Origin of the sequence: Streptomyces sp. NPDC005551 (genome assembly GCF_042871785.1) — a bacterium.
In the GTDB taxonomy this organism is placed as follows: Bacteria; Actinomycetota; Actinomycetes; order Streptomycetales; family Streptomycetaceae; genus Streptomyces.
Map to the genome: position 1 here is coordinate 12,960 of NZ_JBIAJE010000017.1, position 23,890 is coordinate 36,849.

Sequence of the window (23,890 nt, forward strand, 5' to 3'; positions counted from 1 at the left end):
ATGCACTCGGTGACCGAGATTTTTCTTGTGAGGATTTGAACTGATCACAAGAAGGTCACTAGGGTCAGCCTCGAACCTCCGCTCGGGTGATCACTCATTGGGAGTGACGGTGGAGGGACACCGCCCGTCGGCGCATCGGCAGGCGGCTGGAGGAAGAAGGAGCTCGCCTTCGTGGCGTCCCACCGTCGACCCAAGCAGCCGAGCCGCACTCGCGTGACCGTGCTCACCACCGCTGCTGCCGCCGCAGTTGCCCTCAGCTCGCAGGCCGCGAACGCCGCGCCGAGCGAGAAGCCGAGCAAGGACGAGGTCAAGTCCAAGGTCGACAAGCTCTACGAAGACGCCGAGAAGGCCACCGAGAAGTACAACGGGGCCAAGGAGAAGCAGGACAAGCTCGAGAAGCAGATCGGCACCCTGCAGGACAACGTCGCCCGCGGCCAGGAAGAGCTCAACGACCTGCGCGACGGCCTCGGTTCGCTGGCCACCGCCCAGTACCGCTCCGGCGGCATCGACCCCTCCCTCCAGCTCTTCCTCTCCTCGGACCCGGACGACTACCTCGACAAGGCGTCCACGCTCGACCAGTTGAGCGGCCAGCAGGTCGAGTCGCTGAAGAAGATCCAGGAGAAGCAGCGCTCGCTCGCCCAGCAGCGCCAGGAAGCCTCCACCAAGCTCAAGGACCTCGCCGAGACCCGCACCGAACTCGGCAAGAAGAAGAAGGAAGTCCAGGGCAAGCTCGCCGAGGCGCAGAAGCTCCTCAACACCCTGACGGCCAAGGAGAAGGCCGCCCTCGACGCGCAGGAGACGCGCGCCACCCGCACCAGCGAGCGCAGCGCCCTCGACGCCGGCACCGACTCCGCCGCCAAGCCCGCCTCCGGCCGGGCCGGCGCCGCGTACGCCGCCGCGCAGACGAAGATCGGCTCGCCGTACGTCTACGGCGCCACCGGCCCCAGCTCCTTCGACTGCTCGGGGCTCACCTCGTGGGCCTACGCCCAGGCCGGCGTCTCCATACCGCGCACCTCGCAGGCCCAGGCCAACGCCGGTACGCGCATCTACTCGCAGAGCGACCTCCAGATCGGCGACCTGGTCATCTTCTACGGCGACCAGCACCACGTGGGTCTCTACGCCGGCAACGGCCAGGTGCTCCACGCCCCGCGCACCGGTACGGTCGTGCGCTACGAGTCGATCGGCAACATGCCCTTCCAGTTCGGCGTCCGCATCTGACGCGTTCAGTCCGGTCCGGCCCCGTCGGCCGTCCCGGAAAGCCCTCACCACACCGCCCAAACGGGCGAATCGGTGTTGCTCCCGCCGGCCCCGCGCCCCGCTGATGACCTGCGTCTGAGGCGGGGCGTCACGGTGTGTGCCCGTTGCGGTCGTTGGCCGGTGCGTAGTCGCACGGCTACTGTCTGGCGCGTTTCCCCCATTCCGGGGGTCCGTCAGCGGAGGGAGAGCGGCTACCCGTGGGGTCCCATCGTCGCCTTGCACCATCCGGGTTCGACCGGGGCGCGACCAGCGCCGCCGTCTGTGTGCTGTCCGCCGCGGCCGCGGCCCTGGGCGCCGTGCCGGCACTCGCCGAGCCCGAGGACGACACCCGGTCCGCCGTGGACCGCCTGTACGAGCAGGCCGAGCAGGCCACCGAGGCGTACAACAAGGCCGACGAGCGTGCCGACACCCTGCGCGAGCAGGTGTCCACGGTCCAGGACGAGATCGCCCGCCAGCAGGAGCGCGTCAACACCATGCGGGACGGGCTCGGTTCGCTGGCCGGAGCCCAGTACCGCTCCGGCGGCATGGACCCCTCGCTCGCCCTGCTGTTCTCCGACGACCCGGACGACTACCTCGACAAGGCCGCCGTGCTCGACCGCATCGGCGCGCGTCAGGCGGGCGAACTCAGGAGGCTGCGGACGGCCGTGCGCGACCTCGCCCAGCGGCGTGACGAGGCGAGCGGCAAGCTCGCCGAGCTGGACAGGAGCAGCAAGGCCGTCGCCCGGCACAAGAGGACCGTCGAGCGGAAGCTGAACCAGGCACGCCGGCTGCTCGACTCGCTGCCGTCCGCACAGCGCGCGGCCTACGACCGGGCCTCCCGCTCCGGACGCCCCGGCATGCCCGGCTTCGAGGGGGCGGTGCCGTCCTCGGGCCGCGCGGCCGCCGCCGTCGCCGCGGCGCGCTCCGCGCTCGGGCGCCCCTACGTGTGGGGCGCCAACGGGCCCGGCGGCTTCGACTGTTCGGGCCTGATGCAGTGGTCGTACGCGCAGGCGGGTGTCGGTCTGCCGCGCACCTCGCAGGCGCAGCGGTACGCCGGCCGGCAGGTGCCGCTCTCCCAGGCGCAGCCCGGCGACCTGGTGACCTACCGTTCCGACGCGAGCCACATCGCGATGTACATGGGCAACGGCCAGGTGATCCACGCCCCTTACCCGGGCGCGCCGGTGCGCTACGACCCGGTGGGCATGATGCCGGTCTCCTCGGTGACGCGGGTCTGACCGCCACGCGGCCCGGCCCGATGCCGCGGGCCCGGTCCGAAGGTCCGGTTCCGGCCGGGTCCCGGACAGCCGGCCCACGGCCAGGACCGGCCGCCGTACGATCGGGAACGTGGCTGGTCGTGGGCGCGTGCCGGGGGTCGTGGCGAGCTGTGTGCTGCTGCTCGTGGCCCTGGTGGGCTGCTCGGGCCGGCCGGCGCACGACACCGCCGCCGACACGGTCCAGGGTGTCCTCGACCGGCGGGCGGCCGCGGTCCTGCACCGGGACGCCGCCGCCTACCGCGCGACCGGGGCCGCCCCGGAACTGGCGAACCTGCGCGACGTCCCGCTGGCCGCCTGGTCCTACCGGCTGACCGGCTTCCACCGCACCGGCGACCGCGCCACCGCCGACGTGGACCTGAGCTACCGCGTCGAGGGCTACGACCGGGCTCCCGTCACCACCGGCCGCACCCTGCGCCTGGCCCGCGGCGAGGGGCGCTGGCGCGTCACCTCCGACAGGCCCGCGAAGAAGGCGGCCGAGCAGTTGTGGGAGCAGGGGGCCGTCAGCGTCGTACGCGGCGAGCACAGCCTCGTCCTCGGCGCGGGGCAGTCGCGGGAGACGCTGCGCCGGTTCGCGGGCCTCGCGGACCGCGCGGTGCCCGCGGTGTCGCGGACGTGGGGCACGGACTGGCCGGGGCACGTCGTCGTGCTCGTACCGAAGTCGCTTGAGGGGATGGCGGGGCTGCTCGGCGCGGCGGCGTCCGGGTACCGGGGGATCGCGGCCGTCACCACGGGCGAGGCGGGCGGACCGGCGAGGGCGCCCGCGGACCGGATCATCATCAACCCGGAGGCGTACGGCGTCCTGGGCGGCCTCGGCAGACAGGTCGTGCTCACCCACGAGACCACCCACGTCGCCAGCCGCGCCCACACCACGGCGGCCACGCCCCTGTGGCTGTCGGAGGGGTACGCCGACTGGGCCGGTTACCTCGGCAGCGGGCGGCCCGCCGCCAAGGTCGCACCGGAGCTTCAGCGCGCGGTGGCCGACGGGCGGTTGCCCGCCGCGCTGCCCGAGGACGCGGACTTCGGCTTCACCGGGGACGCGGCCAGTCTCGTGCGGGCGTACGAGGGCGGCTGGATGGCCTGCCGGCTGATCGCCGACCGCTGGGGCGAGGTCCGGCTGAACGACTTCTACCGTGCCGTCGGCGCCCACCCGCAGCGCGCCGGGGCCGTCGAGGGCGCCCTGCGGGACGTCCTGCACACGACACCCGAGGCGTTCACGGGGCGGTGGCGGGAGTACCTGCGGTCGCAGCTCGGCTGACCGGGGCGCGGCCCCCGTGTCCTGAGGTGCCCTCAGGACGAGCTCAGCGTCTCCCTGGTGCGGGTCGCCTGGCCGGGGACGGTGGGGGCCGGCTGGGAGACCGTGCCGCGCCACAGTTCCAGGGCCCCGGTGAGGGTGGCGGCCACCAGCAGGCCGTTGCGCGCGAGCAGCAGCGCGATCCCGAGGGCGTCGCTCGCGACCACGTGCGAGAACCACAGCGGGAACTCCAGGACGGTCGCCAGGGCCGCCGCCAGGACCAGCGCGGCCGGCCGGGTCATCCGGGTGCCGCGGAAGCACAGGCAGACCGCCGCGAGCCCCACCAGCCACACCATGTACTGCGGGCTGATCACCCGGCTCGTGGTGGTGAACATGAGCCCCGCCACGAAAGCGGCCTCGGCGAGGGTGTGCGCGAGGAACCGCCGGGCGCACAGCCGCCACAGCAGCATCCAGCCGAACGCGACCGCCGTGAGGAGCAGCGCCGCCCCGCTCACCAGGCCGACGTGCGCGCCGACGAACTCCACCGAGCCGTAGTTGAGCAGCACCTCGCCGTCCCAGCCGAAGTGCCGGGCGACATGGAAGACGAGGGCGCCGAGCGACTCCACCTCCGTGCCGCGGCCGCGCTGGAAGGCGAGGAAGGAGAACGCCCCGGGCATCGACACCGCGCACAGCAGGGCGAGGCCCCCGACGGTCACCGCGGCCGAGGCCCAGGCCCGCTTCGCGCTCCCCCCGGCGGCGCCCACCAGCACCAGCACCGGCCACACCTTCAGCAGCGCGCCGAGACCCGCGAGCACCCCCATCGTGCGGGGGTGGCGCACCCCGGCCAGCAGCGCGGCGACGGCCACCGCCGTCACCATCACGTCGTAGCGGGCGTACACCGTGGGGCCGAGCAGTGCGACGCCCGCCACCCACATCCAGGCCCCGCGCGGCGACTTGCCGGGACGCAGCCCCGCGTAGCGGAGCAGCGCGAACACCAGCAGATCGGCGAGGAGGGCCAGCACGAAGAAGGCCGGGGTGTAGTCGAGGAAGGGCAGCAGGGCGGGGGAGAGGACCGCGAGCGCGGCGGCGGGCGGGTACTGCCAGGTGACGTCGTCCAGCGGGAACGTCCCCGTGCGCAGCACCTCGTACCAGCCCTGGTAGATCACGGAGACGTCGCTCGTCACGTCGGGGCCGGGGAAGGTGAACACCTTGAAGACGAAGAGGAGCAGCACCAGTCTGGTCAGGCCCCAGGTCGCCGCAAGCGCGTACGGAAACCTTTCCCCCCTTGTGCCGGTCATGCCCACCTGGCCCTTGTTCGTCCGGATCGCGCGGTTTCGCGGAGTCATGATGGCCCGCGGGGCTGTGCGACGGCCATGAAGCGCGGCCGTACGGAGCTGGGAGTACGGCCGGGAGGGCGGTTGGATAGGGTCGGGCGCGATGGACAAGACCCTGATCGTGACCAACGACTTCCCGCCCCGTCCCGGCGGCATCCAGGCGTTCCTGCACAACATGGCGCTGCGGCTGGATCCCGGGCAGCTCGTGGTCTACGCGTCGACGTGGAAGCGCGGCCGCGAGGGCGCCGAGGCGACGGCCGCCTTCGACGCGGAGCAGCCCTTCACCGTCGTACGGGACCGGACGACGATGCTGCTGCCGACGCCCGCGGCAACCCGGCGGGCGGCCGGCCTGCTGCGCGAACACGGCTGTACGTCGGTGTGGTTCGGGGCGGCGGCACCGCTCGGCCTGATGGCGCCGGCGCTGCGGAAGGCGGGCGCCCGGCGGCTCGTGGCCACCACGCACGGCCACGAGGCGGGCTGGGCGCAGCTGCCCGCCGCGCGCCGGCTCCTGCGCCGGATCGGCGAGTCCACGGACACGATCACCTATCTCGGTGAGTACACGCGCTCCCGGATCGCCTCGGCGCTCACGGCCGAGGCCGCCTCACGCATGGTCCAACTGCCGCCCGGCGTCGACGAGAAGACGTTCCATCCCGGCTCGGGCGGCGACGAGGTCCGTGCCCGGCTCGGCCTCACCGACCGGCCGGTCGTCGTCTGCGTCTCCCGGCTCGTCCCGCGCAAGGGCCAGGACACGCTGATCCGCGCCCTGCCGCGCATCCTCGCCCGGGAGCCCGAGGCGGTGCTGCTCGTCGTCGGCGGCGGCCCGTACGAGAAGGAGCTGCGCCGGCTCGCGCACGACACCGGGGTGGCCGGCTCGGTCCGCTTCACCGGCGCGGTGCCCTGGTCGCAGCTGCCGGCGCACTACGGCGCCGGGGACGTCTTCGCCATGCCCTGTCGTACGCGCCGGGGCGGGCTCGACGTCGAGGGGCTCGGGATCGTGTACCTGGAGGCGTCGGCGACCGGACTGCCCGTGGTCGCCGGGGACTCGGGCGGCGCGCCCGACGCCGTGCTCGACGGGGAGACCGGCTGGGTCGTCCACGGAGACGCACCCGAGGAGGCCGCCGACCGGATCGTCGCCCTGCTGGGCGACGCGGAGCTGCGCCACCGGATGGGTGAGCGGGGCCGCGCATGGGTCGAGGAGAAGTGGCGCTGGGACCTCCTGGCGGAACACCTGAAGGAGCTCCTGTAGCCCCCGCCAGAGACGCGGCCAACGACGCGAGCGCCACGGCGTGGGGGCGCCCCGTCAGGGGCGCGGGGAACGGCGCGAGCAGCCACGACGGCGGGCCACGCGCCGGCGAGGCCTTGCCCCGACGGCGTGGGGGCGCCCGGTCAGGGGCGCGGGGAACGGCGCGAGCGGCCACGACGGCGAAGACGCGCCGACGGCGTGGGGGCGCTCCGTCAGGGGCGCGGGGAACGGCGCGAGCGGCCACGACGGCGGGTCACCCGCAGGCGAGTCCCCGCCCCCACGGCGAAGAGGCGCCCGCACGGCGTGGGTGCGCCCGGTCAGGGGCGCGGGGAACGGCGCGAGCGGCTACGACGGCGGGTCACCCGCAGGCGGGGCCTCGCCGCCACGGCGTGGGGGCGCCCGGTCAGGGGCGCGGGGAACGGCGCGAGCGGCCACGACGGCGGGCCACCCGCAGGCGAGTCCCCGCCCCCACGGCGAAGAGGCGCCCGCACGGCGAAGAGGCGCCCGCACGGCGAAGAGGCGCCCGCACGGCGAAGAGGCGCCCCCCGCCGCCCAGGGCAACGCCCCGCCGCGGACAGCGCCCCGTCACCGGGGACGTACCCCGGGCGTCAGCCCCGATAGATCGCCTCGATCTCGTCGGCGTAGTCCTTCGCCACCACGTTCCGCTTGAGCTTCAGCGACGGCGTCAGATGCCCCGACTCCTCGGTGAACTGGTACGGCAGCAGCCGGAACTTGCGCACCGACTCCGCCTTGGACACCGCCGCGTTGCCGTCGTCCACGGCGGCCTGGATCGCGCTCAGCAGATCCGGGTCCTCCCGCAGCGACACCGCCGTGGACCCCGCCGGCTTGCCGTGCTCCTGCGCCCAGCGGCCCAGGAACTCCTCGTCGACGGTGACCAGCGCGCCCACGAAGGGACGCCCGTCGCCGACCACCATGCACTCCGCGACCAGCGCGTGCGCCCGGATGCGGTCCTCGATCACGGCCGGGGCGACGTTCTTGCCGCCCGCCGTGACGATGATCTCCTTCTTGCGGCCGGTGATGCGCAGGTAGCCGTCCTCGTCGAGGGTGCCGATGTCACCGGTGTGGAACCAGCCGTCCGCCAGCGCCTCGGCGGTCGCGCCCTCGTTGTTCCAGTACTCCTTGAACAGGTGATCGCCGTGCAGCAGCACCTCACCGTCGTCCGCGATGCGCACCACGGAACCGGGCAGCGGCTGGCCGACCGTGCCGATCTTCGTGCGGTCCCACGGGTTGAACGCGGTCGCGGCACAGGACTCGGTGAGGCCGTAGCCCTCCAGGACCGTGAAGCCGATGCCGCGGAAGAAGTGGCCGAGGCGCTCGCCGAGCGGGGCGCCGCCGGAGATGGCGTACTCGCCGCGTCCGCCGAGCACCGCGCGCAGCTTGCTGTAGACGAGCTTGTCGAACGTCCGGTACTTGATCTTCAGACCGAGGGACGGGCCGGAGGGCGTGTCCAGCGCGCGGCTGTACGCGATCGCCGTGTCCGCCGCCTTGTCGAAGATTCTGCCCTTGCCGTCCGCCTGGGCCTTGGCGCGTGCCGAGTTGTACACCTTCTCGAAGACGCGCGGCACACCGAGGATCAGCGTCGGCCGGAAGGAGGCCAGCTCCTCGGTGAGGTTCTTGATGTCCGGGACGCAGCCGAGCTTGATCGGCGCCATCATCGGCGCCACCTGCACCAGGCGCCCGAAGACGTGCGCCAGCGGCAGGAAGAGCAGGACCGAGCACTCGCCCGTGCGGAACAGCGGACGCAGCCGCTCCACGATGTTGCCGCACTCCGCGAAGAAGCTGCGGTGGGTGAGGACACAGCCCTTGGGGCGCCCGGTCGTGCCGCTCGTGTAGACGATGGTCGCCGGGTCGTCCGCCTTGGCGGCCGAGCTGCGCTCCTCGACGGTCTCGTCGGAGACGTCCTTGCCCGCGCGTTCCAGTTCCTCGACGCCGCCGGCCTCGATCTGCCACACGTGCCGGAGGGCGGGCAGCCCGTCGCGCACCGACTCGACGGAGGCCGCGTGCGTGTCCAGCTCGACGATGCAGGCGGTCGCGCCCGAGTCGCCCAGGATCCACTGCACCTGCTCCGCCGAGCTGGTCTCGTACACCGGCACGGTGACCGCGCCCGCGCTCCAGATGGCGAAGTCGAGCAGCGTCCACTCGTAACGGGTGCGGGACATCAGTCCGACCCGGTCGCCGGGCTGCACGCCCGACGCGATCAGGCCCTTGGCCGCGGCCCGTACCTCGGCGAGGAAGGTGGTGGCGGTCACGTCCGTCCACGTCCCGCCCACCTTGCGGGCGACGACGGCGACATCGGGATGCTGCGCGGCGTTTCTGCGGACGATGTCGGTCAGATTGCCGTCCGCAGGGACCTCGTACAAAGCCGGAAGGCTGAACTCGCGCAAGACTGCTGCTCCTCATAGGGCGCCGGCGCCACGACTCTGTGTGATGCGACGGTGCGTCCAAGGCTCGGGCAGGTGCTCGTGGACGTCATGGTTGAAATCCTGAGCACGACTGGACGGCCCGGACGTTACCCGCCGGTATGGCCTCTCCGACAGGGGGTCCTGGTGAGATGTTCTATGCGTCACACGTGTTGGCATTCCTTGGCGCACAGTAGTCCAAGCCCTCCGGGACCAGCCAGTAACCGCAGGTCCGACCGCCTCTGTTCACGTTTGCCGCACACCCCTACGCTTGATCGTCATGGCACCCACACGAGGCGGTAACCGAAGGACGCGCGTCCATGTCGTCAGCGACGTGCATGGCAACGCGCGCGACCTGGCGAGGGCCAAAGAGGGCGCCGACGCCCTGATCTGCCTCGGTGACCTGGTGCTCTTCCTGGACTATGCCGACCACTCGCGCGGCATCTTCCCCGACCTGTTCGGCGCCGAGAACGCGGACCGCATCGTCGAGCTGCGCACCGCCCGCCGCTTCGAGGAGGCCCGGGAGTTCGGGGCCCGGCTGTGGGGCGGGATCGGCGCGGACCGGGGCGCCGCCATCGAGAAGGCGGTACGCAAGCAGTACGCCGAACTGTTCGCCGCGTTTCCGACGCCGACCTACGCCACCTACGGCAATGTCGACATGCCGGCGTTGTGGCCGGAATACGCCGGACCCGGTACGACCGTGCTCGACGGCGGGCGGGCGGAGATCGGCGGCTGGGTCTTCGGGTTCGTCGGCGGCGGCCTCAGAACCCCCATGCGCACGCCGTACGAGATCAGCGACGAGGAGTACGCGGCGAAGATCGAGGCGGTCGGTGAGGTCGACGTGCTGTGCACGCACATCCCCCCGGAGGTGCCGGAGCTGGTGTACGACACGGTGGCGCGCCGTTTCGAGCGCGGCAGCCGCGCCCTGCTGGACGCGATCCGCCGCACCCGCCCGCGCTACTCGCTCTTCGGCCACGTCCACCAGCCGCTGGTCCGCCGGATGCGCATCGGGGCGACCGAGTGCGTGAACGTCGGGCACTTCGCGGGGTCGGGCCGGCCCTGGGCGCTGGAGTGGTGAAGGGCGGCGGGCGGCCGGACGCGGTGACGGTGGGCCGGTCCGCGCGCGGTAGCCTTCACGCTGCACACACGTGCGCAGCACCCTTCCTCACCGGACCGCATCTGGAGGAGCCACCGCGATGGCGGAACACACCAGCTCGAGCATCACGATCGAGGCGGCACCGGCCGACGTCATGGCGGTGATCGCGGACTTCGCCCGCTATCCCGACTGGACCGGTGAGGTGAAGGAGGCGGAGGTGCTCGCCACGGACGCGCGGGGCCGCGCCGAGCAGGTGCGTCTGGTCATGGACGCGGGTGCCATCAAGGACGACCAGACGCTCGGGTACACCTGGACCGGCGACCACGAGGTCTCCTGGACCCTGGTCAAGTCCCAGATGCTGCGCTCGCTGGACGGCACGTACCTCCTGAAGCCGGCCGGCGCCGGTGCCACCGAGGTCACCTACCGGCTGACGGTCGACGTCAAGATCCCCATGCTCGGCATGATCAAGCGCAAGGCCGAGAAGGTCATCATCGACCGCGCGCTGGCGGGCCTGAAGAAGCGAGTGGAGTCCGGCGACAAGTAACTAGGGGGCACCTGGAGTCCGGTCCCCCCTGGACCCCGGCCGGAGTGATCAGCCCGTCCGGTCACCCCTGGACCCCGGCCGGAGTTATCCAGCCACCCATCCGGTCACTTCTGGACCCCGGCCGAAGTGATCAGCTCGCCCGGTCACCTCTGGACCCCGGCCGAAGTGATCAGCCCGTCCGGTCCCTCTGAACCCCGGCCGAAGTGATCAGCCCGTCCGGCGTTTGAGGACGAGCCCTTCGGGCGACCGACGCCCACCGGACCGAGGCCGACTCGCAAACAACCGCCAGGCAGGCAAGCCCGCCCGGTCACCCCCGGCCCCGCAGGCAAGCCCGCCCGGACGCCCCGGCCCCGCCGGGCTGAACGCGGCCCCGCCGGCAAGAACCGCCCAGGTGAGCCCGCCCCCCGGCCGGCAAGGCCCAGGTACCGTTCACCCCCATGCGCACCATCCTGATCACCGGCCAGGGCGGCACCGGCCGCACCACCGTCGCCGCGGCCACCGCGCTGAAGGCCGCCCGCGAGGGCACCCGCACCCTCGTCCTGAGCGCCGACCGCACCGACACCCTCGGCGCCGTCCTCGGCGTCCGCACCGGCGCGGAGCCCGTCGAGGCCGCACCCAACCTGGCCGCCTGGCGCCCCGACGCGGCGCAACGCTTCCGCGACGACCTCACCGCCTTCCAGGAGCGCGCCACCAGCGCCCTCGACCTCCTCGGCGCCACCCGCCTGGACGCCGAGGAAGTCACCCCGCTGCCGGGCGCCGAGGAACTCGCCCTGCTCCGCGCCCTGCGCGACGCGGCGACCTCGGGACCGTACGACCTGCTGGTGGTGGACCTCCCGCCGGTCCCGCAGGCGCTCGCCCTCCTCTCCCTCCCCGAGGAGCTGCGCCGCTATCTGCGCCGGCTGCTCCCCGCGGAACGCCAGGCGGCCCGCGCCCTGCGCCCCCTGCTCGGCCGGCTGGCCGGCGTTCCGATGCCCGCGGAGTGGCTGTACGAGACGGCCGCCCGCTGGGACGTCGAGCTGGCCACCGCGGAGGCGGTCGTCGGGGACCCCGCCACGACCGTACGGCTGGTCGCCGAACCCGGTCCGGCCGGTGCCGACGCCGTACGCGCCGCCGCCACCGCCCTCGCCCTGCGGGGCATGCGCGTCGACTCCCTGGTCGCCAACCGGGTCCTGCCCGGCGCCCCGAAGGACCCGTGGGCGGCCGCGCTCGCCGCCCAGCAGTCCAAGGCGCTGGACGAGTGGCGGGGCACGTACGCCCTCCACGAGCTCCCGCACCTCGGCCGCGACCCCCGCGGCGGCGACGACCTCACCGCGCTCGCCGTCCCCGGTGCGGGTGAATCCGGGCAGCCGGTCGAGTGGCCCGTCACCGACCACCTCACCGACGACGGGGTGCTCGTCTGGCACATCCCGCTCCCCGGCGCGATACGCGAGGAACTCGACCTGGTCCGCCGCGGCGACGAACTCGTCGTCTCCGCCGGGCAGTTCCGCAGGATCGTCCCGCTGCCGTCCGTCCTGCGCCGCTGCACGGTGGCCGGCGCGGCCCTGCGCGAGGGCGAGCTGCGCGTCCGTTTCACCCCCGATCCCGGGCTGTGGCCGCAGGGCAGGTGACCGGATCGCGGGCGCCGCCGGGACACCGGGCCGCGGACACGTGAACCGCATACCCCCGTTCGGGTAACGTCGGAGGGACGAACCGTAGTCAGGAGTCCGCCATGAGCGAAGAGCGCCCCACGTCCGACGCCGCTCAGCAGGGGGCCGACGAGGTGCGAGCCGCCGACGCCGACGCCTGGGCGAAGGCGTGCGCCGAGGACCTCGCGGCGGAGAAGGCCCGCCGCCGGTCCGGGCAGGGCACACCGCCCGGCTCCGCCGCCGAGGAACTGCGCAAACTCGTCGACGCCGTCGCCGACAAGCTGTCCGGCCTCCAGTCGCCCCTGTTCGGCACCGTCGCCTCGGGCACGGCCCAGCAGCTGGTCAGCCAGGTCGTGCAGCAGGCCAAGGCGGCGGTGGAACCGGTCATCGAGCGCAACCCGGACGTCTTCGACCATCTGGCCGCCGCCGGCTCCGAGCTGCTCGCCGCCTACCGCTCGGCAGTCGAGACACAGGAGAGCCGCTGGACCGCACGGGGCACGGACCCCCGCGAGGAGGGCCCCGGTCCCGGGGAACACATCGACCTGGACTGAGCCCCCCTCGGGTACGGTTGCCCGTAGCGGGGCTCGACCGAAACTGAGGGATTCATGGGACTCACCATCGGCGTCGACATCGGCGGCACGAAGATCGCGGCCGGCGTGGTCGACGAGGAAGGCAACATCCTCTCGACCTTCAAGGTGCCGACCCCCACCACACCGCAGGCGATCGTGGACGCCATCGCCGCGGCCGTGGACGGTGCCCGCGCGGGCCACGACATCGTGGGCGTGGGCATCGGTGCCGCCGGTTACGTCAACCGTCAGCGCTCGACCGTGTACTTCGCGCCGAACATCGACTGGCGGCAGGAGCCGCTGAAGGACGAGGTCGAGGCCCGCGTCGGCCTGCCGGTCGTCGTCGAGAACGACGCGAACGCCGCCGCCTGGGGCGAGTACAGGTTCGGTGCCGGCAAGGGGCACCGCAACGTCATCTGCATCACCCTCGGCACCGGCCTCGGCGGCGGCATCATCATCGGCAACAAACTGCGGCGCGGGCACTTCGGCGTGGCCGCCGAGTTCGGCCACATCCGGATGGTCCCGGACGGTCTGCTGTGCGGCTGCGGCAGCCAGGGCTGCTGGGAGCAGTACGCGTCCGGCCGGGCCCTCGTCCGGTACGCCAAGCAGCGGGCCAACGCGACCCCCGAGCGCGCGGAGACCCTGCTCTCGCTGGGCGACGGCACCCCCGACGGCATCGAGGGCAAGCACATCTCGATGGCCGCGCGGCAGGGCGACCCGGTGGCGGTGGACTCCTACCGCGAGCTGGCCCGCTGGGCGGGCGCCGGTCTCGCCGACCTGGCGTCCCTCTTCGACCCGTCCGCCTTCATCGTCGGCGGCGGCCTCTCGGACGAGGGCGAGCTGGTCCTCGACCCGATCCGCAAGTCGTACAAGCGGTGGCTGGTCGGCGGCAACTGGCGGCCGGTGGCCGACGTCATCGCCGCGCAGCTCGGCAACAAGGCCGGTCTCGTCGGGGCGGCGGACCTGGCCCGGGAGCCCGACCCCGTCATGTGACGCGTCGCTCCGCACAGCGCCCGCCGCTCCCCGAAAGGGGCCGGCGGGCGCTGTCGTGTGCCGGACGCGGCCCGGCACAGCGGCGGGGCGGACCGCGCGCGGCAGTGGCGCCCGGGCCCTGCGCCGGGCCTCGCGCGGCAGGTGGCGCCGGGGCCCTGCGCCGGGCCCGGCTGCCGTATCTTGATCGGCATGTCTGCGAGCACGCCGAGCGCGACCCGTCCGCTGCCCGACTCCCGTACCGACGCCGACGGTTCGGCCGTCGTCCGAGTGCTCAGCTACAACATCCGGTCGATGCGTGACGACACCGACGCGCTCGCCCGGGTGATCAGAGCCTGCGCACCCGACCTGGTCCTCGTCCAGGAGGCGCCGCGCTTCTTCCGCTGGCGCAAGAAGCTGGCCCGGCTCGCGGCGGCCTCGGGGCAGGTGGTCCTGTCGGGCGGTGCCACGGCCGCCGGTCCCGCCGTCCTGTGCAGTCTGCGCGCGACGGTCGAGCGCACCGAGGACGTGCTGCTCCCGCTCACCCCGGGTCTGCACCGGCGCGGCTTCGCGACCGCGGTGGTCCGCTTCGGCGGTGTCCGGCTCGGCGTCCTGAGCTGTCACCTCTCGCTGCAGAAGGACGAGCGGTACGAGCAGGCGGGCCTGCTCGTCGACCGTCTCGCCGGACTCGGCACCCCGCACGCCGTCGCGGGCGGCGATCTCAACGAACGTCCCGGCGGCCGGGCCTTCGAGCGTCTTGCCGACGGCCTCCGGGACTGCTGGGCGACCGCGCCCTGGGGCGGCGAGCACACCTCGACCCCGGCCGCCCCCCACCAGCGCATCGACGCGATCTTCGCGACCCCCGGCATCGAGGTCCTGGGGTGCGGCGTGCCGCTCGGCCTGCCGGGGGTGACGGAGGCGGACCTGACGGCGGCCACGGACCACCTTCCGGTGCTGGCCGCCCTCAGGATTCCCGCCGGCTGAGCCGGCGCCGGACGCGCGAAGGGCCGGGCCGGACGGTGTCAGGCCCGGCCCCGGTTTCGCGCGGTGTCAGACGACAGCGCCCCGTCCGGGGTCGTCCTCGCCCTCGTCGTCGCCCCGCATGCGCATCACCAGCGTGGCGAAGCCGCCGAGGAAGCCGCCGATGCCGAGGGTGGCGAGCCACCAGGTCATGTCCCAGCCGAGCAGGACGGCGAGGAGCAGCAGCACGGGACCGCCGAGCACCGCGAGCCAGGCGAACTTGGCCGTGGTGTCGGCCGCGGGCAGCGGGGGCGGCTCGGGCGGCACGAAGTGGCCCTCGTCGTCGTCGCCGAAGTCGTCATCGAGGGCGTCGGGGGCCTCGTAGTCGCGGGGGCCGGCGGTGACGCCGGGTGCGAAGGCGACCGAGCTGCCGAGCGGTCTCGCGGACGCAGGGGGCTCCTGCGGGCGCCGGGACGGGTCCCCCTGGTCCGGGGCTCCCGCCTCCGGGTCGCCCGGGCCGGCGTCGCCCGCGTCCGGGTCGTTCGTCTCCGGGGCGAGCAGGGCCAGGTCCTCCACGGACTTGAACGGCTTGGAGCCGGGCGGGTCCGGCGGCTCGGCACCGTATCCCGCGACGATCGCCGCCCAGGCGGCCTGCTCGTCGAAGGGCACGCTCTGCTCGTCCCCGAGCGGCGGATCCTTCTCGTCGGGCTCGCCGCGATCCGCGTCGTACTCAGCCACCGGTGGCCGTCCCTTCCTGCTGACTCACCCGACCCGCTTCGGACTCCTTGCCGACGGCGGGCGCGAGCCGGCCGATGAACGCGTAGCTCTCGTCGAAGATCCGGTCCGCGTCATGGTCCAACGTCGCGACGTGGTAGCTCTGTTCCAGCAGGATCTCGGTCACGTCCGTGGACGACACGCGGCCGAGGATGCGCGCCGAGTCCGCGGGCGGCACCACATGGTCCTGGGGGCTGTGCAGCAGCAGCATCGGCTGGGTGACCTGCGGCAGCTCGGCGTCGACGATCCGGAAGAAGTTCCGCAGCGAGTGTGCGGCGTGCAGCGGCACCTTGTCGTAGCCGATCTCCACACCCCCCTCCTTGGCGATGTCGCTGGTGAGCCCCTTGGTCGTGCGCACGACGTGCCGCAGGACCGGAAGGGCGTACGCGGAGAGTCCGTGCACCTTGTTCGCCGGGTTGACGACGACGATGCCGCTGATGTCGTCCCCGTGCCGGGCGGCCAGCCGCAGGGTCAGGGCGCCGCCCATGGACAGCCCGCAGACGAACACCCGGGTGCACCGCTCCCGCAGGGCGCGCAGCTCGCGGTCCACTTCCGCGTACCAGTCCTGCCAGCCGGTGAGCTGCATGTCCTCCCAGCGCGTGCCGTGCCCGGGCAGGAGCGGCAGCGCGACGGTGAGACCGCGCTCGGCGAGATACTCCGCCCAGGGCCGCAGGGACTGCGGGGAACCGGTGAAGCCGTGGCAGAGGAGGACGCCGATCTCTCCGCCTTCGTGGCGGTACGGCTCGGCTCCGGGAAGGACCGGCACCTTCGGTCTCCTTGTTCATGAGGGGCGGGAACGGTCATGGGGCGGGCGGGCCGAACGGAACACGGCACGACGACTGCGGCAGGACGGCCGCCCGAGGTTCGGGGCGTACTTCACCGTACGCGACCGCACTGACACCGACCAGGGTCGTCGGGGCCATTGGCAGTGCTCCGGGTTAAGGTCTCACCGACGACACAGGAGGCACTCGGTTGATCTACGGCGCAATGAAGTTTTCCATCGGAGGGCCACTGAAGCTCGCCTTCAGGCCCTGGGTGGAAGGCCTCGAGAACATTCCCGCCGAGGGCCCCGCGATTCTGGCGAGCAATCATCTGTCGTTCTCGGACTCCTTCTTCCTCCCCGCGGTCCTGGACCGCAAAGTGACCTTCATCGCGAAGGCCGAGTACTTCACGACGCCCGGCATCAAGGGGCGGATGACAGCGGCTTTCTTCAAGGGTGTGGGCCAGCTGCCGGTGGACCGCTCCGGCGGGCGCGGCGCGGGCGAGGCGGCCATCAGGAGCGGGGTCGACGTCATCGAGCGCGGTGAGCTGTTCGGGATCTACCCCGAGGGCACGCGCTCGCCCGACGGCCGTCTCTACCGGGGCAAGCCGGGCGGCCTCGCGCGCGTGGCGCTCGCCACCGGCGCCCCGGTCATCCCGGTCGCCATGATCGACACGGAGAAGATCCAGCCCCCGGGCCAGGTGATGCCCAAGCTGATGCGGCCGGGCATCCGCATCGGCAGGCCGCTGGACTTCAGCCGGTACGGCGGCATGGAGCAGGACCGCTTCGTGCTGCGCGCGCTGACCGACGAGGTCATGTACGAGATCATGAAGCTCTCCGGCCAGGAGTACGTCGACATGTACGCGACGGCCGCCAAGCGGCAGATCGCGGAGGCGGCGAAGGCGGAGAAGGAGGCCGAGAAGGCCGCCCGGGCGGCCCTCGCGCAGGCGGAGAAGGAGCGGGCCCAGGCCGCGAAGGACCTGGCGCAGCAGGAGACGGACCACAGGGAACGGGCACAGCGGGAACGGTCCGGCTCGTAGCCGCGTCCGTCGGGGTGGGGTGGGGGACATGGCCAGACGCGAGAGAGTCATGAGGATGTCGGTCGAGCAGCCGCTGTGGCGTGCGCTCACCGCGTACCGCGTCCTCACCCTGTGCTACGCGATCGGTCTCTTCGTCACCGCGTACGACGAGTTCCCCCGCCCCTGGGTCGCCGTCGCCTACTACGTGGTGCTGGCCGCGTGGACCCTCGCGACCCTGCCCCGGGTCTCCGGCGCCGCCGCCTGCACGAAGCCGTTCCTCACCGCCGACCTCACCGTCGCGCTCGTCGGCGTCCTGCTCACCCGGGTCGCCGACGACGTGTCCCGGATAGAGGCGGGCGGCCCGACCCTGCCGTCGATCTGGACCGCCGGGTCCGTCCTGGCCTTCGCGATCAAGGGCGGCTGGCGCTGGGCGGCCTTCGCGTCCACGCTGGTCGCGGTGGCCAACATCGCCGAGCGCGGCGCCCCGACCCGCGACACCGTCCACAACGTGATCCTCGTCTGGGTCGCCTCCATCGCCATCGGTTACGTCGTCGAGGTCGCCCGCGCCTCCGAGCGCACCCTCGCCCGGGCTCTGGAGATCGAGGCCGCGACCCGCGAGCGCGAGCGGCTGGCCCGTGACATCCACGACGGGGTGCTCCAGGTCCTCGCCATGGTGCAGCGGCGCGGTGCGGTGCTCGGCGGCGAGGCGGCCGAGCTGGGCCGGCTGGCGGGCGAGCAGGAGGTGGCGCTGCGCTCGCTGGTGTCGGGCGGCCTCGTACCGGTCTCCCGGGTCTCCGAGGACGCCGCCCTCGGAGCCGTCGTCCGCGCGGTCGACGAGCCGGAGGACGACACGGACGGCGACCCCGTCGACCTGCGTCCCCTGCTCGCCCGGTACGCCCGCGCGCACGTCACCCTGTCCGAGCCCGGCGCGCCCGTGCCGCTCGCCCCGGCCGCCGCCCGGGAGCTGGCCGGCGCGGTCGGCGCCGCCCTGGACAACGTCACCAGGCACGTCGGCGAGAGCGCCCGCGCCTGGATCCTGCTGGAGGACGAGCCGGACGCGGTGATCGTGACCGTGCGCGACGAGGGCCCCGGCATTCCGGAGGGGCGGCTCGCGCAGGCCGAGGGGGAGGGGCGGCTCGGGGTCGCCCTCTCGATCCGCGGCAGGCTGCGCGACATCGGCGGCACCGCCGAGCTGATCTCGGTCCCGGGGCAGGGCACGGAGGTCGAGCTGAGGGTCCCGAAGGCCGCGCGGGAGGCCGCGGAGACCCGCTGACCCGGGCGCCGGTGCCGGTGCCGGTGCCGGTGCCGGTGGCGATGCGGGTGCGGGTGCCTCCAAGAACGACGAACGAGAACGACGAACGAGAACGACGAGCAGGACGACGACAACGCGATGACGAGGACGACGGGGCAGTGATGACGGAGATGACGGGGGCCACCGAGGCCGCACAGCAGGCGGGCAAGGATCCGATCAGGGTGATGGTCGTCGACGACCACCCCATGTGGCGCGACGCGGTCGCGCGCGACCTCGCCGAGGCCGGCTTCGACGTGGTCGCCACGGCGGGCGACGGCGAGCAGGCCGTACGCCGGGCCCGGGCCGTCTCGCCGGAGGTCCTCGTCCTGGACCTGAACCTGCCCGCCAAGCCCGGCGTCCAGGTCTGCAAGGAGCTGGTGGGAGCCGATGCCGCGCTGCGCGTCCTGGTCCTGTCGGCCAGCGGCGAGCACGCGGACGTCCTGGAGGCGGTCAAGTCCGGCGCCACCGGCTATCTGGTGAAGTCGGCGTCCACGGAGGAACTGATCGACGCGGTGCGCCGTACGGCGGCCGGCGACCCGGTGTTCACCCCCGGCCTCGCGGGCCTGGTCCTCGGCGAGTACCGCAGGCTCGCCTCCGAGCCCGCGCCCGCCGCCGGGGACGAGCCCAGGGCCCCGCAGCTCACCGACCGGGAGACCGAGGTCCTGCGCCTGGTCGCCAAGGGGCTGAGCTACAAGCAGATCGCCGAGCGCCTGGTCATCTCGCACCGCACGGTGCAGAACCACGTGCAGAACACCCTGGGCAAGCTCCAGCTGCACAACCGGGTGGAGCTGGTGCGCTACGCCATAGAGCGTGGCCTCGACGACGCCTGACGCCCCGCCGGGAGCGCGAAACCCCTCCTACGAGTGAAGTGTGTAATCAACTCCCGGACATTGCACCGGAATTGACCATCCGCCCCATGCCGAAGTGACCTGGATCACTACTAGCGTGAGTCCTGTCAGGCATCCCCGGCGAAGGGACTTTCCATGCGGGTCGGAGTACTGACCGGAGGCGGCGACTGCCCCGGGCTGAACGCCGTCATCCGGGCCATCGTCCGCAAGGGCGTGCAGGAGTACGGCTACGACTTCGTCGGCTTCCGGGACGGCTGGCGAGGTCCCCTGGAGAACCGCTCCGTGCGGCTCGACATCCCGGCCGTGCGCGGCATCCTGCCCCGCGGCGGCACCATCCTCGGCTCCTCGCGCACCAACCCCCTCAAGCGGGAGGACGGTATCCGCCGGATCAAGGAGAACCTCGCCAAGCAGGAGGTCGGGGCGCTCGTCGTCATCGGCGGCGAGGACACCCTCGGGGTGGCCGGGCGTCTCAACGACGAGTACGGCATCAGCACCATCGGCGTCCCGAAGACCATCGACAACGACCTCTCCGCCACCGACTACACCTTCGGCTTCGACACCGCCGTCGGCATCGCCACCGAGGCCATCGACCGGCTGCACACCACCGCCGAGTCCCACATGCGCGTCCTCGTCTGCGAGGTGATGGGGCGGCACGCGGGCTGGATCGCCCTCCACTCCGGCCTCGCCGGCGGCGCGAACGTCATCCTGATCCCCGAGCAGCGCTTCGACGTCGACCAGGTGTGCGCCTGGGTGACCTCACGCTTCAGGGCCTCGTACGCCCCGATCGTGGTCGTCGCCGAGGGGGCCGTGCCCAAGGACGGCGACATGGTCCTCAAGGACGGCACGCTCGACTCCTTCGGGCACGTCCGGCTCTCCGGCGTCGGCGAATGGCTGGCCAAGGAGATCGAGCGACGCACCGGCAACGAGGCGAGGACCACGGTCCTCGGGCACGTCCAGCGCGGCGGCACCCCGAGCGCGTTCGACCGCTGGCTCGCCACCCGGTTCGGCCTGCACGCCATCGAGGCGGTCCGCGACGGCGACTTCGGCACGATGGTCGCCCTGCGCGGCACGGACATCGTCCGCGTCCCGATCTCGGAGGCCACGGCCAGGCTGAAGACCGTCGACCCGAAGCTGTACGAGGAGGCCGGCGTCTTCTTCGGCTGATTGCGGACCCCGCCGGCCGGGGCGCCGGTGCGCTCGCGGTCCCCGGCCCCCGCCGGCCGGGGCGCCGGTGCGCGCGCGGTCCCCGGCCGGCCGGCGCCCCGGTGGTCGCCTACACGGCGGGCCGCCGCTCGGAGAACGTCCTCGTGCCGTCGCCGGAGCCCAGCTGAGCCAGCAGCTCCCGGACGACGTCCGTACCGCGCAGTGTCAGCACCGACTCCGGGTGGAACTGCACCCCCGCGAACCCGGGACCGCGCAGGGCGTGCACCTCCCCGGTGCCGCCGCGGCCGACCTCGACCCCCCGGGCGAGGAGCGCGGCGCGGGCCTCGTCGTCGCAGCGCGCCACGAAGCTGTTGTAGAAGCCGACGGTCTCGGTGCGCCCGAACAGGTCGACGTCCGTCTGCGCGCCCTGGTACGGCACGTCCTTCCGGACGATCTCCAGGCCCAGTTCGGCGGCGATCAGCTCATGGCCGAGACACACGCCCAGCACCCCGTGCCGGTGCCCGCCGAGCACCTCGGCGGTCAGTGAACGCAGGAACCGCATCTTGGGGTCGGTCCGGTCCGAGGGGTCGCCGGGGCCGGGGCCGAGGACCACCGGGCCCGCGTGTGCGAGGACCGCCTCCCGCAGCCCGGGCTCGTCGTACCGCCGCACGCTCACCTCGAGACCGGAGGACCGCAGCAGGTGCGCCAGCATCGCCGTGAAGGTGTCCTCGCCGTCCACGACCAGCGCGTGGCCGGACAGGTCGGCGGCCCGCTCCCGCATCCGCAGCCAGAACGGCGCGAGCGCGGCCCGCCGCCCGTCGAGCGCGGCCCGCACCCGCGGATCGTCGGCCAGCCGCGGCCGTACGCCCTCGGCCGGCGGCCTGCCGGGACGCACGCCCAGCGCGGCCAGCACCCCGGCGGCCTTCGCGTGCGTCTCGGCGACCTCGCTCGCCGGATCCGAGCCGCGGACCAGCGTGGCGCCCACCGGCACGCGCAGCCGCCCGTCCGCGTCGATGTCGGCGGTCCGGATGAGGATGGGGGAGTCGAGGGTCTGCGTCCCGCCCGCGTCCCGGCCGACGAGGGCCAGCGCCCCGGCGTAGTAGCCGCGCCCGCCCACCTCGTGCCGCTCGATCACCCGGCACGCGTTCTGCACCGGCGACCCGGTGACGGTCGCCGCGAACATGGTCTCCCGCAGGACCTCGCGCACGTCCAGCGAGCTCCGGCCCCGCAGCTCGTACTCGGTGTGCGCGAGATGGGCCATCTCCTTCAGCCGCGGCCCGATCACCACACCGCCCCGGTCGCCGACGGTGCACATCATCTTCAGCTCCTCGTCGACGACCATCGAGAGCTCCTCGATCTCCTTGCCGTCGGCCAGGAAGTCCAGCAGGCCCTCGGGCGTCGGCCCCTGCGCCGGATAGCGGTAGGTCCCGCTGATCGGGTTCATCACGACGGTCCCGCCGGACATCCGGACGTGCACCTCGGGGCTGGCCCCCACCAGGGTCCGCTCCCCGGTGTGCACGACGTACGTCCAGTAGGCGCCACGCTCGCCGACCAGCAGCCGCCGGAAGAGGGCGAGGGCGTCGGCCCGGCCGAACCCCGGGATCCCGCCCTCGTAGGTCCGGCGGATGACGAAGTTCGCCCCCTCGCCCCGCCCGATCTCCTCGTCCAGCACCCGGCCGACGATGCGGGCGTACTCCTCGTCGGCGACGTCGAAGCCCCCGCCCCGGACGCGCACGTCGTGCGACGGGAGCTGCGCGAGTGCCTGTTCCAGCGGGATCCGGTACGTCTCCTCGGCGGTCAGCACCGCGAGCGGCGTCCCGTCGTCGCGCACGTCGAAGCCGCGCTCGCGGATCTGGCGGAAGGGCACCAGGGCCAGGGACGGGCGCTCGCCCACGGGGATGTCGGCCAGCCGGTCGACCACGCGCACCGGGCCGAGCAGCAGCTCCACCGTGTCGTGGTCGTGGCCGGGGGTGCGCCGGCGCAGCAGGGCGAACGGGCGGGGGTCGTCGACCAGGTCGGTCAGGTTCATCGGTCCTGTTCCTTCTCTCGGGGAGGGCGAGCTCTGCGGAGAGGAACGGCCGGGCCGGAAAACACCGAAGGCCGCCCCCCGGGCGGCCTTCGCGAAGTCGTGCGTACGCGCAGTCAGTGGGCCGCCGGATGAGCGGTCCACCACCAGTTCTGGGTCGAGTGCGCGAACATGCGCCGCACCCTACCCGACAGCCCGGCCCGGCAACAGCGTGAACCGGACCGGCGAGGGGTTCACGGACCGCTCCGCGCGGCCATGGATGGCCAGGAAACCCGACCGAGGAGAGAGCCATCCATCCACTGCGTTCACCCCAGTTCCGGCGCGGCCGTGCCCGCGTGCTCACCGTGCTCGCCGCGGCCACGGCCCTCGCCGCCGGCCCGCTCGACACCGTCCCGGCGGCGCCGCGGACCTCCGGCGACACCGTCGACGTCAGCTACCGAGGCCATGTGTTCACCGTCCCCGCCTCCTGGCGGGTCGTGGACCTGGAGAAGGACCCGGACGCCTGTGTCCGCTTCGACCGCCACGTGGTGTACCTCGGTACACCGGGCGACCGGCCGAACTGCTCCGCCGACCCGGCGGGGCGCACGGAAGCGCTGCTGGTGCAGCCGGCCGCGGACACCGGGACCGAGGTCACCGAGAACCGTACGGCCGGCACGTACCGCGCCACCGCGGACCGCATCGCCGTCACCGCCGCCTACGGGCAGGACCGCGAGCGGATCCAGGAGATCCTGCGCAGCGCCGGTCTGCCCGTCGCCTCCGCACGGGCCGAGACGCTCACCGGGGCGCCGGCCGCCCTCCCCGCCGACGCGACGTCCTTCCAGGGCAAGGGTTTCGACGCCTGCACCGCTCCGAGCCAGTCGGCCATGGACGCCTGGAAGGACACGTCCGGCTACGGGGCCGTCGGCGTCTACCTCGGCGGGATCAACCGTGCCTGCGCCCAGCCCGAGCTCACCGCGAGCTGGGTACGGACGCAGTACACCAACGGCTGGCGCTTCTTCCCGCTCTACGTCGGCCGGCAGCCCACGTCCGACGGCGGCAGCTGCGGGAGCGGCTGCGCGGCCATCACGGACCCGGTGCCGCAGGGCACGGAGGCGGCCGACGACGCGGCCCGGCAGGCGGAGGCGCTCGGGTTCGGCGGGGGAACGGTGCTCTACAACGACCTGGAGCACTACACGCGCGGCGGGACGGTGACCCAGCGCGTCCTCGCGTACCTGGAGGCCTACACCGTGCGCCTGCACGAGCTGGGCTACCGCTCCGGCGCGTACGGCAGCGCCACCTCCCTCGTCCCGGACCTCGTCGCGAACGCGGACGGCACCACCCTCCCCGACGTGATCCACTTCGCGCGCTGGAACGACTCCGCCACCACCTCCGACCCGTCGATCCCGGCGAACCTGTGGGCGGACCACCAGCGCATCCACCAGTACGCGGGCGACCGGTCCGAGACCCACGGCGGGGTGAAGATCGGCATCGACCGCAACCAGCTCGACGTGGGCCCCTGAGCCCGCGGCCTCCCGGGCGGGTCCGCCACGGC

21 protein-coding genes are annotated in these 23,890 nt (G+C 73.3%); 15 read left to right on the forward strand and 6 right to left on the reverse strand.

Features of this window, described 5'->3' with window-relative positions; all coding sequences use genetic code 11:
- Positions 1-171 precede the first annotated feature (171 nt).
- The 3 genes from ACFYP4_RS33320 to ACFYP4_RS33330 all read left to right on the forward strand — a co-directional run bounded on the left by ACFYP4_RS33320 (position 172) and on the right by ACFYP4_RS33330 (position 3,765).
- Positions 172-1,218, forward strand: a complete 1,047-nt coding sequence (locus ACFYP4_RS33320) for an NlpC/P60 family protein (protein WP_358853530.1) — start codon at positions 172-174, stop codon at positions 1,216-1,218.
- 236 nt (positions 1,219-1,454) lie between these two features.
- On the forward strand, positions 1,455-2,471 hold the full coding sequence (locus ACFYP4_RS33325) for an NlpC/P60 family protein (protein ID WP_358853529.1): 1,017 nt from the start codon (positions 1,455-1,457) through the stop codon (positions 2,469-2,471).
- 109 nt (positions 2,472-2,580) lie between these two features.
- Positions 2,581-3,765, forward strand: coding sequence for a hypothetical protein (locus tag ACFYP4_RS33330; protein ID WP_388790563.1), 1,185 nt, complete (start codon positions 2,581-2,583; stop codon positions 3,763-3,765).
- A 32-nt stretch (positions 3,766-3,797) separates the two neighbouring features.
- Here the strand turns inward: ACFYP4_RS33330 and ACFYP4_RS33335 are convergent, their stop codons facing one another.
- Positions 3,798-5,039: a glycosyltransferase family 87 protein gene (locus ACFYP4_RS33335; RefSeq protein ID WP_358853527.1), complete on the reverse strand. Its 1,242-nt coding sequence runs from the start codon at positions 5,037-5,039 to the stop codon at positions 3,798-3,800.
- A 139-nt stretch (positions 5,040-5,178) separates the two neighbouring features.
- Here ACFYP4_RS33335 and ACFYP4_RS33340 point away from each other — a divergent pair, with 139 nt between their 5' ends.
- Entirely contained in the window at positions 5,179-6,321 is a 1,143-nt protein-coding gene (locus tag ACFYP4_RS33340) for a glycosyltransferase family 4 protein (protein ID WP_388790566.1), read from the forward strand.
- Positions 6,322-6,926: 605 nt separating this feature from the next.
- Here the strand turns inward: ACFYP4_RS33340 and ACFYP4_RS33345 are convergent.
- The gene (locus ACFYP4_RS33345) at positions 6,927-8,723 is read right to left on the reverse strand and encodes an AMP-dependent synthetase/ligase (protein ID WP_388790569.1); all 1,797 of its coding nucleotides are present in this window, start codon (positions 8,721-8,723) and stop codon (positions 6,927-6,929) included.
- A 295-nt stretch (positions 8,724-9,018) separates the two neighbouring features.
- On the opposite strand from ACFYP4_RS33345, the gene ACFYP4_RS33350 reads away from it, so the two are divergent.
- From ACFYP4_RS33350 to ACFYP4_RS33375, 6 genes are all read left to right on the forward strand, one after another.
- Entirely contained in the window at positions 9,019-9,816 is a 798-nt protein-coding gene (locus ACFYP4_RS33350; RefSeq protein ID WP_388790572.1) for a metallophosphoesterase, read from the forward strand.
- Between the two features lie 118 nt (positions 9,817-9,934).
- Positions 9,935-10,378: an SRPBCC family protein gene (locus ACFYP4_RS33355; RefSeq protein WP_388790575.1), complete on the forward strand. Its 444-nt coding sequence runs from the start codon at positions 9,935-9,937 to the stop codon at positions 10,376-10,378.
- A gap of 437 nt (positions 10,379-10,815) precedes the next feature.
- Positions 10,816-11,985 (forward strand): ArsA family ATPase, encoded by a 1,170-nt coding sequence (locus ACFYP4_RS33360; protein WP_388790577.1) that lies wholly within the window; start codon positions 10,816-10,818, stop codon positions 11,983-11,985.
- Positions 11,986-12,086: 101 nt separating this feature from the next.
- Positions 12,087-12,554, forward strand: a complete 468-nt coding sequence (locus ACFYP4_RS33365; protein ID WP_358853521.1) for a DUF5304 domain-containing protein — start codon at positions 12,087-12,089, stop codon at positions 12,552-12,554.
- A 54-nt stretch (positions 12,555-12,608) separates the two neighbouring features.
- Entirely contained in the window at positions 12,609-13,562 is a 954-nt protein-coding gene (locus ACFYP4_RS33370) for an ROK family glucokinase (protein WP_358853520.1), read from the forward strand.
- Between the two features lie 189 nt (positions 13,563-13,751).
- The gene (locus tag ACFYP4_RS33375; RefSeq protein ID WP_358853519.1) at positions 13,752-14,522 is read left to right on the forward strand and encodes an endonuclease/exonuclease/phosphatase family protein; all 771 of its coding nucleotides are present in this window, start codon (positions 13,752-13,754) and stop codon (positions 14,520-14,522) included.
- A 66-nt stretch (positions 14,523-14,588) separates the two neighbouring features.
- Here the strand turns inward: ACFYP4_RS33375 and ACFYP4_RS33380 are convergent, their stop codons facing one another.
- On the reverse strand, positions 14,589-15,236 hold the full coding sequence (locus ACFYP4_RS33380) for a hypothetical protein (RefSeq protein WP_358853518.1): 648 nt from the start codon (positions 15,234-15,236) through the stop codon (positions 14,589-14,591).
- Positions 15,229-16,038 (reverse strand): alpha/beta fold hydrolase, encoded by an 810-nt coding sequence (locus ACFYP4_RS33385; protein ID WP_358853517.1) that lies wholly within the window; start codon positions 16,036-16,038, stop codon positions 15,229-15,231. The genes ACFYP4_RS33380 and ACFYP4_RS33385 overlap by 8 nt, the downstream gene beginning before the upstream one ends.
- A gap of 221 nt (positions 16,039-16,259) precedes the next feature.
- Between ACFYP4_RS33385 and ACFYP4_RS33390 the strand changes: the two genes are divergently transcribed.
- From ACFYP4_RS33390 to ACFYP4_RS33405, 4 genes are all read left to right on the forward strand, one after another.
- Positions 16,260-17,072, forward strand: coding sequence for a lysophospholipid acyltransferase family protein (locus tag ACFYP4_RS33390; RefSeq protein WP_358853516.1), 813 nt, complete (start codon positions 16,260-16,262; stop codon positions 17,070-17,072).
- Positions 17,073-17,100: 28 nt separating this feature from the next.
- Positions 17,101-18,324 carry a MacS family sensor histidine kinase gene (macS, locus tag ACFYP4_RS33395; protein WP_388790583.1) on the forward strand — a complete coding sequence of 408 codons (1,224 nt, stop codon included), beginning with the start codon at positions 17,101-17,103 and terminating at the stop codon, positions 18,322-18,324.
- 140 nt (positions 18,325-18,464) lie between these two features.
- Complete coding sequence (locus ACFYP4_RS33400; protein WP_388790586.1) at positions 18,465-19,172, forward strand: response regulator; 708 nt, start codon at positions 18,465-18,467, stop codon at positions 19,170-19,172.
- A gap of 153 nt (positions 19,173-19,325) precedes the next feature.
- Complete coding sequence (locus tag ACFYP4_RS33405; protein ID WP_358853513.1) at positions 19,326-20,354, forward strand: 6-phosphofructokinase; 1,029 nt, start codon at positions 19,326-19,328, stop codon at positions 20,352-20,354.
- 109 nt (positions 20,355-20,463) lie between these two features.
- Here the strand turns inward: ACFYP4_RS33405 and ACFYP4_RS33410 are convergent, their stop codons facing one another.
- Positions 20,464-22,362, reverse strand: a complete 1,899-nt coding sequence (locus ACFYP4_RS33410) for an anthranilate synthase family protein (RefSeq protein ID WP_388790589.1) — start codon at positions 22,360-22,362, stop codon at positions 20,464-20,466.
- Positions 22,363-22,475: 113 nt separating this feature from the next.
- Positions 22,476-22,532 carry a trp operon leader peptide gene (locus ACFYP4_RS33415; protein ID WP_071528813.1) on the reverse strand — a complete coding sequence of 19 codons (57 nt, stop codon included), beginning with the start codon at positions 22,530-22,532 and terminating at the stop codon, positions 22,476-22,478.
- 162 nt (positions 22,533-22,694) lie between these two features.
- Between ACFYP4_RS33415 and ACFYP4_RS33420 the strand changes: the two genes are divergently transcribed.
- A complete protein-coding gene (locus ACFYP4_RS33420; RefSeq protein ID WP_358853511.1) occupies positions 22,695-23,858 on the forward strand; it encodes a glycoside hydrolase domain-containing protein in 1,164 nt (387 codons plus the stop codon).
- The last annotated feature ends 32 nt before the right edge of the window (positions 23,859-23,890 follow it).